14 protein-coding genes are annotated in these 12,894 nt (G+C 44.0%); all 14 read left to right on the plus strand.

Annotated features, from left to right (window positions below; all coding sequences use genetic code 11):
* Positions 1-2: 2 nt before the first annotated feature.
* The 14 genes from dxs to NTW12_04455 all read left to right on the plus strand — a co-directional run bounded on the left by dxs (position 3) and on the right by NTW12_04455 (position 12,822).
* Positions 3-1,922, plus strand: a complete 1,920-nt coding sequence (gene dxs, locus NTW12_04390; GenBank protein ID MCX5845584.1) for a 1-deoxy-D-xylulose-5-phosphate synthase — start codon at positions 3-5, stop codon at positions 1,920-1,922.
* A 13-nt stretch (positions 1,923-1,935) separates the two neighbouring features.
* Complete coding sequence (locus NTW12_04395) at positions 1,936-2,709, plus strand: TlyA family RNA methyltransferase (protein MCX5845585.1); 774 nt, start codon at positions 1,936-1,938, stop codon at positions 2,707-2,709.
* 44 nt (positions 2,710-2,753) lie between these two features.
* Positions 2,754-4,505, plus strand: coding sequence for a 4-hydroxy-3-methylbut-2-enyl diphosphate reductase (gene ispH, locus NTW12_04400; GenBank protein ID MCX5845586.1), 1,752 nt, complete (start codon positions 2,754-2,756; stop codon positions 4,503-4,505).
* Positions 4,506-4,525: 20 nt separating this feature from the next.
* Positions 4,526-5,113, plus strand: coding sequence for a hypothetical protein (locus tag NTW12_04405; protein MCX5845587.1), 588 nt, complete (start codon positions 4,526-4,528; stop codon positions 5,111-5,113).
* A gap of 93 nt (positions 5,114-5,206) precedes the next feature.
* Entirely contained in the window at positions 5,207-5,431 is a 225-nt protein-coding gene (locus tag NTW12_04410; GenBank protein ID MCX5845588.1) for a NifU family protein, read from the plus strand.
* A 93-nt stretch (positions 5,432-5,524) separates the two neighbouring features.
* Complete coding sequence (locus tag NTW12_04415) at positions 5,525-5,704, plus strand: 4Fe-4S binding protein (protein MCX5845589.1); 180 nt, start codon at positions 5,525-5,527, stop codon at positions 5,702-5,704.
* Between the two features lie 243 nt (positions 5,705-5,947).
* Positions 5,948-6,604 carry a dTMP kinase gene (gene tmk / locus NTW12_04420; GenBank protein MCX5845590.1) on the plus strand — a complete coding sequence of 219 codons (657 nt, stop codon included), beginning with the start codon at positions 5,948-5,950 and terminating at the stop codon, positions 6,602-6,604.
* Between the two features lie 59 nt (positions 6,605-6,663).
* Positions 6,664-7,653, plus strand: a complete 990-nt coding sequence (gene holB, locus NTW12_04425) for a DNA polymerase III subunit delta' (GenBank protein ID MCX5845591.1) — start codon at positions 6,664-6,666, stop codon at positions 7,651-7,653.
* Between the two features lie 121 nt (positions 7,654-7,774).
* Positions 7,775-8,491, plus strand: a complete 717-nt coding sequence (ricT, locus tag NTW12_04430) for a regulatory iron-sulfur-containing complex subunit RicT (GenBank protein ID MCX5845592.1) — start codon at positions 7,775-7,777, stop codon at positions 8,489-8,491.
* Positions 8,492-8,546: 55 nt separating this feature from the next.
* Positions 8,547-10,451: a methionine--tRNA ligase gene (metG, locus tag NTW12_04435; protein ID MCX5845593.1), complete on the plus strand. Its 1,905-nt coding sequence runs from the start codon at positions 8,547-8,549 to the stop codon at positions 10,449-10,451.
* A 167-nt stretch (positions 10,452-10,618) separates the two neighbouring features.
* Positions 10,619-11,503 carry a DUF1385 domain-containing protein gene (locus NTW12_04440; protein ID MCX5845594.1) on the plus strand — a complete coding sequence of 295 codons (885 nt, stop codon included), beginning with the start codon at positions 10,619-10,621 and terminating at the stop codon, positions 11,501-11,503.
* Positions 11,504-11,512: 9 nt separating this feature from the next.
* Entirely contained in the window at positions 11,513-12,019 is a 507-nt protein-coding gene (locus tag NTW12_04445; GenBank protein MCX5845595.1) for a hypothetical protein, read from the plus strand.
* Between the two features lie 52 nt (positions 12,020-12,071).
* Positions 12,072-12,425: a PilZ domain-containing protein gene (locus NTW12_04450; protein ID MCX5845596.1), complete on the plus strand. Its 354-nt coding sequence runs from the start codon at positions 12,072-12,074 to the stop codon at positions 12,423-12,425.
* A gap of 172 nt (positions 12,426-12,597) precedes the next feature.
* A complete protein-coding gene (locus tag NTW12_04455; GenBank protein ID MCX5845597.1) occupies positions 12,598-12,822 on the plus strand; it encodes a hypothetical protein in 225 nt (74 codons plus the stop codon).
* Positions 12,823-12,894: the final 72 nt, after the last annotated feature.

Raw genomic sequence — 12,894 nt, forward strand, 5'->3', positions numbered from 1 at the left:
CCATGGTGAGTGAATTAGAAAAGAGTAAGAACAGTGTTCTGGAAAAAGTCAATTTTCCGGAAGATATCAGAAGACTTGATATTGCTTCGTTGAATAGACTTGCCAGAGAGATACGGGAAAAGATGATCGACACCGTTTCCAGAAATGGCGGCCATCTTGCTTCGTCTCTGGGAACGGTTGAATTGACGCTTGCAATTCACTATGTGTTTGATACACCCAGGGATAAACTCATCTGGGATGTGGGACATCAGGCCTATGCTCATAAGATCATAACGGGTCGCAAAGACCTGTTCCATACGCTCAGGAAGAAGGGTGGAATCAGTGGATTCCCCCGGAGGGAGGAGAGCCCTTACGATGTCTTTAACGCGGGGCATAGCAGTACATCAATATCTGCGGCGATTGGTATTGCTGAAGCAAAGTGTCTCACCGGAGGAGACTTTAAAGTCGTTGCCGTCATCGGTGACGGTTCCATATCGGCAGGGATGGCCTTTGAGGCTTTAAATTGGGCAGGAGACCGAAATAAAAACCTGATTATCATATTAAATGATAATGAACTGTGCATCTCGCCCAATGTGGGGGCCATGTCTTCCTATCTGAACCGTGTTATGACCGGTAATACCGTTACAAAATTCAAAACTGAGTTTAAGCACTTCCTGAAGTCTATTCCCTCCATCGGAGAGCAGATGGTGAAATTTACAAAACAGGTCGAGGAATCTCTGAAAGCATTGGTTGTTCCCGGCGCCCTGTTTGAGGAACTGGGTTTCACTTATGTCGGCCCCCTTGAGGGGCATCGCCTGGACCATCTCATTAAGAACCTGAAAAACGTGAGGGAATTAAAAGGGCCGGTTCTTGTACACGTCATTACGAAAAAAGGAATGGGGTATAAATACGCCGAGGACGATCCTGCAAAATTTCATGGCATTGCACCTTTTAAGGTCGATACAGGTGAACCTCTTGCCGAAGACTCTGCACCGCTGTCTTACACGAAAATGTTCGGAAAGACAATGGTGAAACTGGCCCGTGACAATCCCCTTATTGTTGCTGTAACAGCGGCCATGAGCGAAGGTACGGGGCTTGATGCGTTTGCCAGGGAATATCCCGGTCGCTTCTATGATGTAGGTATGGCAGAACAACATGGTGTGACCTTTGCTGCCGGGCTTTCCACACAATCGTTAATCCCGGTGGTGGCGATCTATTCAACCTTCATGCAAAGAGCTTATGATCAGGTTATCCATGACGTCTGTCTCCAGAAACTGCCGGTTGTGCTTGCCCTTGATCGGGGAGGCTTTGTGGGATCCGATGGTCCTACTCATCATGGACTTTTTGACTATTCCTATCTCCGCTCTATTCCGAATATTGTTGTGATGGCGCCCAAGGACGAAAATGAACTCCAGCATATGCTGAAAACGGCTGTTGAGTGCGGCGGACCTGTTTCAATACGATATCCCCGCGGCAGGGGAATCGGCGTGCCTATTGATGATCTTCCTGTTTCTCTTGAGATAGGAAAGGGTGAAATTGTCTATGATACAGAAGGCGCGAATCTCGCTATCGTAGCCATCGGTTCTACGGTTTATCCTGCCATTGCTGCTGCCCTGAAGCTGAAAGAAGAAGGAATCAATGTCAGGGTCATCAATGCCCGCTTCGTCAAACCCCTTGATGAAAAGTTGCTGTGTGATACGGCAAAGTCCACGAAGATGATCCTGACTGTTGAAGAAAATGTCCTGATGGGGGGGGTCGGGAGTGCCGTACTCGAATTGCTTGAAGAAAAAGCTGTTCGTGGCGTGATCGTAAAGAGGATCGGTATTAAGGATGAATTTGTAGAACATGCCTCGCAGGCGGAATTAAGAAGGATGTACGGGATTGACGAAGAGGGCATCATGGAAGCTGCACGGTCTATGATGGGTATAGGGGACTGTCCTTAGTCTTTTTCACTTCATGAGTGTTAAAATCAAGAAAGTCAGATTGGACAAATTACTGGTGGACAAGAATATTTGCCCGACCCGTGAAAGAGCCAGGGCGCTTATTATGTCAGGTGCAGTGCTTGTGGGCGAGATCAGGACGGATAAGGCAGGCGCCCTCATCTCCCCGGATGCGGATATCAGGATCGAAGGAGAAGATAATCCATATGTCAGCAGGGGTGGATTGAAACTAAAGGGTGCTCTCCAGGGGTTCGGCATCGATGTCGGAGATCTGGTCATCCTTGATGTGGGAGCATCGACCGGTGGGTTTACTGACTGCCTTCTTCGGGAAGGGGCGAGAAAGGTCTATGCCCTTGATGTCGGCTACGGCCAGTTGGCATGGAAACTCAGGATTGATGGACGGGTGGTCTGCATTGAGCGGACAAACATCCGGTACTTTGAAGGTATGGGAATTGAGGATACCATCGATATGGCAACTATTGATACGTCCTTTATTTCTCTCAAAATTGTACTTCCAGCCGTACTTAAGCTGATCAAAAAGAATAACGCAATCATACTTGCCCTTATTAAACCCCAGTTTGAGGCGGGTCGCGGGGAGGTTGAAAAACACGGTGTGGTAAGAAACCCTGAGGTACATAAAAAGGTAGTAGAAGAAATAAAGGAATTCTGCATGGGATTGGGGCTTTCCGTTATCGGTGTCTGCGAATCCCCTCTTATGGGACCTAAAGGCAATAGAGAGTTTTTTATCTATTTGAGCAAACGGGGCGCTGTTGTCCCTATCTGCTGTTAAAATATGATTCTCATATCGTTAAGAGTAAAGGTTCTCCGAAACAGATGAACGTTAAACTGGCCAGAACAGCAGGGTTTTGCATGGGTGTCAGAAGGGCCGTTGATATGGTCCTCGATATTGCCCAGCATAAGAAAAAAGAAAATGTCTATACCTATGGTCCCCTGATTCATAATCCCCAGACTGTTGAACTCCTCAGGACGAGGGGCATTATTCCTATAAATCACATCGATGATATTGATGAATCCGATAAAGGGGCAACAATCATAATCAGGGCACACGGCATATCACTCGAGGAAAGAAAAAAAATCAAGGCGAAGGGGATTAAAATAATTGATGCCACCTGCCCTAAGGTGGCTCATGTCCAGGCCATTATTAAAAAACACGTATCTTTGGAGTATACGGTTCTTATCATTGGCGACAGGGAACACCCGGAGGTGAATGGTCTGCTGGGCTATGCCCACAGCAAAGGGATCGTTATCGGCAGCGCTGACGAAATCGAAAAACTTCCTCCTCTGGACAAGGTTTGTGTGGTCGCTCAGACAACGCAGAGTATGGATGAATTTGTTGATATTGTAGATAAAATCAGAGCCAGATTTCCTGACACTTTAGTCTTCAATACCATTTGCGATTCCACAGAAAAGAGGCAGGCGGAAGTTAAAAGTCTGGCTGCAGAGATGGAGGCCATGTTTATTATCGGCGGCAGGAACAGTGCGAATACAAAAAGGCTGGTCAGGATTTCAGAGCTTCAGGGTAAACCGACGTTTCATATTGAAACTGCGGATGAATTAAATGATATACCCGCAAACCAGTATGAAAAAATCGGTATCTCTGCCGGAGCATCGACACCCAACTGGATCATTGACCGGGTTGTTGATGGTATTACAAGCCGGCAGAGCGAGAAAGAGAAGAAGGTTGGGAAACTCTTTAAATTATGGGTATTTGCTGTCAAAACGAATGTCTATTCAGCTCTGGGAGCAGGATGTCTATCGCTCTCAAGCATGCTGTTGCAGAGACTCGATGTGAATATGCTTAATATCCTGATAACATCCCTTTATGTGTATGCCATGCATACCCTCAACCGGCTCATCGACAGAAAATCAAGCACGATCATCGGCTCATTCAGAGAAGAGTCGTATCGAAAACACGAAAAGGCTTATGTATCAGCGGCGATTGTTTCCATGATTCTGGCTCTGGCAAGTTCTTTTATTGCAGGTATCAACACATTTATATTACTTTTTTTGATTTCCGCCCTTGGTGTGCTTTATAATACGAGAATACTTCCGGAGGACTGGCGATTTAAGAGTTTTAAAGACCTGCCGGGTTCAAAGAATATCTTCGTGGCCATGGCATGGGCTGCTGTAGCGGCGGTGTTGCCGCAGTTTGAAATCGACCTGTCGATTACCCCAGGTATGATTATAGCGTTTCTTTTTACCTTCGGTGTTGTTTTTGTCAACTCTGCCATATCTGATATAATGGACATCCAAAGCGATAGACTCATTGGAAGAGAAACGATTCCTGTACTCATCGGCAAGAAACCCACACAGATTCTCCTGAAGGTGATACTGTTTATGTTGTTCATTTTGCTTGGAATATCGTATCCCTGCGGATGGACTTCTTCATTGAGTTTTGCCCTTCTCGTATGCATATTTTTTATATGGATTTATTTCAAACTTTATGATAAAAGGGCGGCGTTTTCCGGCGCTGTACAGGAAGGTATTCTTGAGACCAGCTATATTTTGGCTGGTGTAAGTTCCCTCATATGGCTTTACTTGAGGGCGGTCTTTACTTCAATATGATCCGGGGAGGTGTTTTGGTGATGAGAAGAGTATTCATAGTATCCTTGGTGATACTTCTATTTGTAACGTTATTTGGCTGCGGCGGACTTCGCTATTCTCAGGTTGCTCCGGAAGCCAAGAATTTCCATCCCAAGAGCGTCGGTGTGTTTCCTGTTGATGTAGGGACATATGAAGAGGCAAGGGGGGTAATTGATCAGGTCATAGCGGGTGTTCTCGTTGATACACAGTGGTTTACCGATGTTGTTGCGGCAGATACAATAAGCAACCAGCTTCAGTCCAATGAGGAACTTCGGAAGGTTTACCTTGATTATATTTCGAAACTCAAAGCGGTCAACTTTTCTGATCCTGAAATGAGTAAAAAGATTGGTGAAATATCAAAAGTCGATGCCTTTTTAGTTATCAATGTGGACTATTGGAATTACACGAAAGAAAACGAAAAAAAGGTGGCCAAGGTAGGTATCGGCATTAAGATGATTGATGCTTCTTCCGGAAAAATACTCTGGAAAGCCGGTCATCATGAAGCAGAAGATTACACGTTTTTTAAACCAAAACTTCCTGACGTGGCAAAAGACCTCGTCAAAAAGATGATAAAAGAAATGCCCCATTAAGTCACAGGGGCACATATAATAAAAGACTAAGGACAAACTTTTTGATATTGTACCGTTAGCTTTTGATATTGGTGAAAAATGGAGGTCATATTTATGAAGGATAAAGTTCGTAGTGCAATAGAGCGTGTCCGGCCGAATCTTCAGGCTGACGGAGGAGATGTTGAGCTGGTTGATGTTAGTGATGATGGTATTGTCAAGGTAAAACTGCTGGGGGCCTGTCATGGTTGTCCCATGTCGCAAATGACCCTGAAGATGGGTATACAGAAATATCTGCAAAAAGAAGTTCCGGGGGTAAAAGAAGTAGTTTCCGTGACGTAAACTCTAAAAAGGGGAACCCATTTAAAATCGAAGAGAGACGGCCTGGATTTTATTACTAAGCCGATAATATTAAAAAATTAAGGAGAAGATGAAATGGCGTACGTAATTACAGATGAATGCATTGCTTGTGGTGCTTGTGAAAGTGAATGTCCTTCCGAAGCGATCAGTGAGGGAGAAGAGAAATATGTCATTGATCCCAAGCTGTGTAATGACTGCGGTACTTGTGCCGATCAGTGTCCTGTGGAAGCGATTATAGCGGGAGAAGAGAAATAGGTTTACATCCGGCAACTAAGATCAAAAAGGGGAATTCATCCACCTTAGTGATGGGGGTGTTTTCCCCTCTTCTATTTTTTACTAAGGTTCCCCCCGATCTGATGTAAAGATCTAAATCCAGCGATTCGTCGGGAATGGCAGCAGATCCTGAGTTCTAAGCAAATCCAGATCACTAAAGCGTATTTTAAGTATTTTCGTATTTCTCATTTATTTCGAATTGAGACATCAAGACAGGAATTTTTTATGGAAATGGGACGATTTATTTCCTTTGAAGGTATCGAAGGTTGTGGAAAAACCACCCAGATTAAGCTGGCCGGAGAGTATTTTCAGCAGCGTCGTGTTCCTTTCATAATTACCGAAGAGCCGGGAGGAACACCTATAGGAAGAAGGATCAGAGAAATTCTTTTAAACGAAGGTTCGTGTGAGCAGATTTGTAAAGAAACGGAGGTCCTTCTTTTCTCGGCGGCCAGGGCTCAACATATCAGGGATGTGATAATTCCGGCGCTGAAGGAAGGTACGGTAGTTTTATGCGACCGGTTCTATGATGCAACGATTGCCTACCAGGGTTTCGGCAGGGGATTGGATATCGATTTTATCCGGATTCTCAATGACTTTTCCTCGGCTAAGCAAAAGCCCGGATTAACCATTCTCTTTGATCTGCCGGTTGAGGTAGGTTTGGAAAGGGCCATGGACAGAATATCCCGTATGAACAAAAGTTCAGCGGAAGATCGATTTGAAAGAGAGGATCTGGAATTTCACAAAAAGGTGAGAGAAGGGTATCTTTTCCTCGCAAAACAGGATAACGAAAGGTTTAGGATCATCGGCAGCGCAAGAGGAGTTGATGAAGTCCATCGTGAGGTCTGTATCCATCTTTCGACATTCATAGACAAGAAACTCTAAAGACGAAATCCGAAATTCTCAACAATAGGTGAGTAAGAATTTCATGAGCCGGTAATTATATGTCCTTCAAAGATATTTATGGTCATGAAAAACAGATAAGTGTCCTTCAGGCGTCTATCGCAAGGGATCGTATCCCCCACGCATATCTTTTTTACGGCATGAAAGGCATCGGCAAGAGGACGGTGGCAGAGGTCTTTGCCAAGGCCCTGAATTGTAAAAGTAGGGGAGACAGCCCTGATGCATGCGATAGGTGTTCGTCCTGTTTAAAGATAGACCGCAGAAATCATCCCGATGTCATAACAATAAAAGCCGAAGGGCAATTTATAAGAGTTAATGAGATCAGAGAACTCCAGGAGCAGATGAAATTCAGACCCTTTGAAGGGGGGAAACGGGTTTTTATCATCGTAGATGCCGATACAATGAATATCATTTCAGCCAACGCCCTCTTGAAGACATTGGAAGAACCATCGACATCCAATATATTGATATTGATCACATCACGTCCCCATCAACTTCCCATGACGATTCTCTCCCGGTGCCGGCAATTGAGGTTTAACCCTCTGCAGCGGGAAACGGTTGCCTCATTCTTACAGAAAAAATTTTCGCTGGATCACCAATCGTCTTATTTGATTTCTTCATCATCCGGCGGAAGCATTGGAAAAGCAATGACTTTGAATGATGATTCCTATCTCAAAATGAGGGAAGCAGTCGTTGAAATAATGTCAAAAATCAAAATGAGAGATCCCCTCAAATTGTTATCCGTCGCCAACGATTTCGGACAGGAAAAAAAAGAAATTATGGAAAAGCTCAGTATCTTAATAACCGGGTACAGGGATGCGATGGTTTATAAAGAAACCGGTGAAACGGATCGTGTTATCAATAGGGATTATATTGATATAATAAAATCTGTTGCGGAGGGTTTATCAGGGCGGAAGATTCTGAACAGCATAAAAGCCGTGGATCAAGCTTTCCATGCCATGAATCAGAATGCCAATAAACAATTGACTTTAGAGTCGATGATGTTTAAACTCAGCAGATATTATGAATGATTAGATATTTTACAAAGTCTCTCAGTGAATGGAAAAGGAGTAAGTCCCTCTGAAAAATATTGTTGGAATAAGGTTTAGAAAAGACGGAAAGATATATAGCTTTGATGCTTCTGATCTCCTATTGGAAAAGAACGATGAGGTGATTGTCAATACCGAAAATGGTATATCTATGGGCAAAGTTATTGTCGATGTGAAACCTGTGCCGATTTATCACTTGCCGACGGGTCTTAAAAACATTATCCGTAAGGCTACAGAGCAAGATGTGAAGATCAGAAAAGAGAATGAAACTCTGGAACAGGAATCCCGTCAATTTTGCCTGGAGAAAATCAGAGAACGGAATCTTCCCATGAAACTGATTGATGTGGAATGTTCTTTTGATAAGAGCCAGATCATATTCTATTTCACTGCAGAAAACCGGGTAGATTTCAGGGATCTTGTAAAGGATCTGGTCCAGCGCTTCAAGATAAGGATTGAGTTAAGACAGATTGGCGCCCGGCATGAGGCAAGGATGATAAAAGGTTTGGGGATTTGCGGCAGAGAAGTATGTTGTGCCAGTTTGATACCCAATATTGACAGGGTTTCTGTAAAGATGGCCAAAGAGCAGAGTGTTTCTCTTAATCCGGAGAAGATTTCGGGACTCTGCGGCAGGTTAATGTGTTGTCTTTCCTTTGAATTCGACGTATATCAGGATCTGAAAAAGAACATGCCAAAGAGTGGAAAGGTTATTAACACTGCTGAGGGACCCGGTAAGATCATAAGACAGAATATCCTTAAAGGAGAAGTGATTGTAGTGTTGGAAGGTGGTAAGGAAATCACCGTCAAAATAGAAGACTTGTAGCTGTAAGATTCTCTACCGATGCCGACAGCTTTTTATTAAAAGAGAGGGATTATTAATGGAAAAAACATATTATATTACGACGCCGATATACTATGTCAACGCCTCACCCCATATAGGCCATTCCTACACCACTATTGTTGCCGATGTCCTGGCAAGGTATCACCGCTTATCCGGATACAGGACGTTTTTTCTGACCGGTACGGATGAACATGGCGACAAGATCGCTGAGGCTGCCCAGAAATCCGACACAACACCGAAAGAGTATGCAGATAGAATCAGTGCCCAATTCAGGAATCTATGGCCGGAACTCGCTATCACCAATGATTATTTTATCAGGACCACCGATGCCAATCATGTCGAGACGGTCAGACTGATCCTGAAGAAGGTCTACGATGCCGGCGATATCTACTTCGGAAAATACGAGGGATACTATTGTGTCGGCTGCGAGCGATTCTACATGGAAAAAGAACTGGTGGGGGGGCTCTGCCCGGATCATCAAGCAGCGCCGGAGTACCGGGAAGAGAGCAATTACTTTTTCAGAATGAGCAAATATCAGGATTGGCTGATAGAATATATCAATAATCATCCTGATTTTATCAGGCCGGAGCGTTATAAAAACGAAGTCCTTGCCTTCCTGAGAGAGCCTTTAGAAGATTTATGTATATCGAGGCCGAAGAGCAGGTTGAACTGGGGGATTACACTCCCCTTCGATGAAGACTACGTAACCTATGTATGGTTTGACGCCCTTATCAATTATATAACAGGACCGGGTTATCCGGACGGTGTAAATTTCGGGATATTCTGGCCCCATGCCGAGCACCTTATCGCTAAGGATATTCTCAAACCGCATGGAATTTACTGGCCCACGATGCTGAAGGCGGCCGGCATTGAACCGTACCGGCATTTGAACGTCCATGGCTACTGGATTGTTGACCATAGTAAAATGTCTAAAAGCCTCGGTAATGTTGTCAAGCCATTAGAATTAAAGGATAAATATGGAATTGACCCCTTCCGGTATTTTCTCCTGAGGGAAATGGTTTTCGGCCTCGATTCCAACTTCAGTGAAGAGAGTTTCGTCCGGAGGATAAACTCGGATCTGGCGAATGATCTTGGTAATCTGGTAAGCAGGACCATGACCATGGCTATGAAATACTGTGCAGGTAAGGCGCCTGAAGCCCATACGCCATCCGACGAAGACCGGCTGCTCATGGAAGCAGCGGGGAGAACTGTTGCTGAGGTGAAGGTATGCTTTCAGGAACTCGCCCTCCATAAGGCCCTGATTGCCATATGGGAGTTTATCAATGTGGCAAATAAGTATATTGTGGCGCAGGAGCCCTGGAAGCTTGCGCAAGACGCCGTAAAGAAGACCCGGCTGGAGACGGTTATCTATAACCTCTTGGAATCACTTCGTATAATTGCAGTCCTGGTTTCGCCATTCATGCCGGGCTCGGCACAGAAGATTGTGGATCAACTGGGTATCACGAGTGCAGATTCGAAGGATTTTGATAGTATCCGCCGCTGGGGGGGGCTTACTCCCGGGAATAATCTGAATAGGGCCGATGCACTCTTCCCGAGGGTTAACAATGAAAAAGAAAAGGAAAAACCGGAAGTGGAAAGTACTAAAGTCCAACCGATAAAGCCGTTCATCGATTATGGAGATTTCGATAAGGTAGACCTTCGCGTTGCAAGGATCATCGAGGCGGAGGCCGTTCCCAAATCAAGCAAGCTCCTGAAGCTGAAGATCGATATGGGTGAAGAAAGGACTCTCGTAGCGGGTATCGCGAAGGATTACAAACCTGAGGAACTCATCGGCAAAAAGATCGTCGTTGTGGCAAACCTGAAACCGACGAAGTTAATGGGTGTAGAATCCCAGGGGATGCTCCTGGCGGCTGAAACGGATGATGGCCTGACACTCCTGTCTTTCGATAAAGATCCTAAAATTGGTGTGAGTATCCGGTAAATCTGTTTTGAATAACTAAATAAAATAAATGTGCATTCACCCCTGACAATGCCTCTTTTTGTAAAGGGACAGGAGGAGATAAATTTTTTTCGAAGGAATGACACAGTAAACTTTATGTAAAGAAGGTACATAGTGAAGCTATGAGACCTGAAGGATATATGAACTGCATGACTACAACAACAACGAATGAAAAACCTCATCCGGAAGATATTGCCGGTGGACAGGCAATTATAGAAGGCGTCATGATGCGTTACGGAAATAAAATCGCAGCCGCCGTCAGAAAGCCGGACAAGGAGATAGCCTTTCAAGAACAGTATTATGTTCCACTCACCAAAAGGTATAAATTCCTGGGATTGGCGTTTGTCCGCGGATCGGTCACTTTGTTTGAAATGATGATCATTGGGATGAAATGCCTTTTATTTTCCGCTGAGTTGGCCTTAACAGAAGATGAAAAGAAGCCGCAAAAATGGGAAATGACCGTTTCGGTAATGATCAGTTTCGGAGCGGCGTTATTCTTTTTCATCGTCGTGCCCGCCTACTGCTTTTCATTATTAAAAAGTGCGGTGTCCAACACACTGCTTTTGAACATTATGGAAGGTTTTATCCGCCTGGGACTTTTCCTGTGTTTTTTAGGCGCCACCCTGTTAATGGAGGATATGAGGCGTGTATTCATGTATCACGGGGCGGAACATAAAACGGTATTCGCCTGGGAAAACGGTCAGGAATTGACCGTCGAAAATATTAAAAAATACTCTACCCGGCATCCGCGCTGCGGGACAAGTTTTGTCCTGGTAGTCATGGTCACCGCGATCTTAGTGTTTTCACTGCTTGGAAGGCCTGATTTTGTGCATAGAATTTTTTATAAACTTATGCTCCTTCCTGTTATTGCCGGGATATCCTATGAGGTTATCCGGTTTACCGGAAAATACAGGAACTTAAAATGGGTACAAATCGTGAGTTGGCCGGGATTACTATTGCAGAAAATTACCACTAAGGAACCAACAGACGATCAGATTGAAGTAGCAATTGCAGCAATGAAAAAAGTTATTTAGGTGTTGAATATGAAAATGAAAAAGTTACTAAAAGAACGTTTTTTTCTTCTTGTGTTTTCAGTACTGTCCTTTATAGCTATATCGAGCCTTATAGACCATCCCCTGCATGCAGGCATCTGGGATGATGTTAAAGAACACGTTCTTTTGAAAAACCTAACCGGCCGGGGACAGTTCATAGCATATCAGCGCACTGTTGATAAGAAAGTTCCGGACTTTCCCATAGAGGTTATCAGCGATGGCTATAAAATGGTCCGTGTCTATCAGACTCTAATGGACAGCTATGTAGTGGAATGGGCATGGAGGGTGACTCTGAAAAACAGGACAATGAATGAAGTGATTTTATCTTTTGATTACAAGCTTTTGGACAAAGATTCGTTTTTGGTGGTATCCAGTCGTGAGCAGTCTAAGAAAATCGCTCCTGGGGAAACGTTAACATTAGAGAAAACAGATACTCTGCCTTACGAGAGCGCTAAGCGGGTAACTGCCAGTACGTTTTATATTCAACTTCAGAAATAAACATTCAAGTTTAGTTATTTTTTAGATTACATATCGTAATCAAGGGGTATTTATGGATCAAGAGAGAAGAAGACGTTTGCGTGTGCCCATGCATATTGATGTTAGCGTTTTACTCCAGGGGGACGTGATACAGTTACAGACTCTCAACGTCAGCCTTACGGGGATTCTCTGTACCTCCTCCAATCCCCGGTTTCAAAAGGATGACCTTTGTACAGTAATCATTACTTTGAATAAGGAATTCCAAATTTCGATTGATTCTAAAATCTTGAGAGTAGAACAAAAGGAAACGGCCATCAGTTTTATTTCCACGGATGATGAAAGTTTTGTTCACTTAAAGAGGATGCTGCAATACAATATTGGGGATGCAGAACGCATTGATGAAGAACTGAGACATCCTGCTTTTTGACTAAGCTGTATGGCAGTGTATCAATGAAAAAAGCCGAAGATGTAACCGGAGATTGTGAGAATGGAATCCGATAAAATGTGTTGATATTCCGGTGAAATCTTTTTATACTACAAGAGATATTATTTTTGGTTAGCAGCAACGCATATTCAAAATGCAGATTGGATAGGTGAGTATGTCTGAAGATGTGAAAATAAGGAAAGCAAATATCCGCCTGACGGATGGGTCTCACATCAAGGGTCAGGTTAATATCAAAAATCATGACAGGCTATCTGACTTGCTCAATGCGGGTGAAGATCCTTTTATCGTAGTATTTAATGCTACAATCCCCGGCGGTCTCTCAGGAAAGGTAGTTTTCGTCAGCAAAGGCCAGATTTTGTGGATTTGCCCCGACGAGTAAACGTATATAACGAATACGCTTACTTCTTCCTCTTCAAATCACAGCATTCATAGAAATACATTCGCTCCGGCA

The sequence above is a fragment of the Deltaproteobacteria bacterium genome, from assembly GCA_026388545.1.
GTDB lineage: Bacteria > Desulfobacterota > Syntrophia > Syntrophales > UBA2185 > JAPLJS01.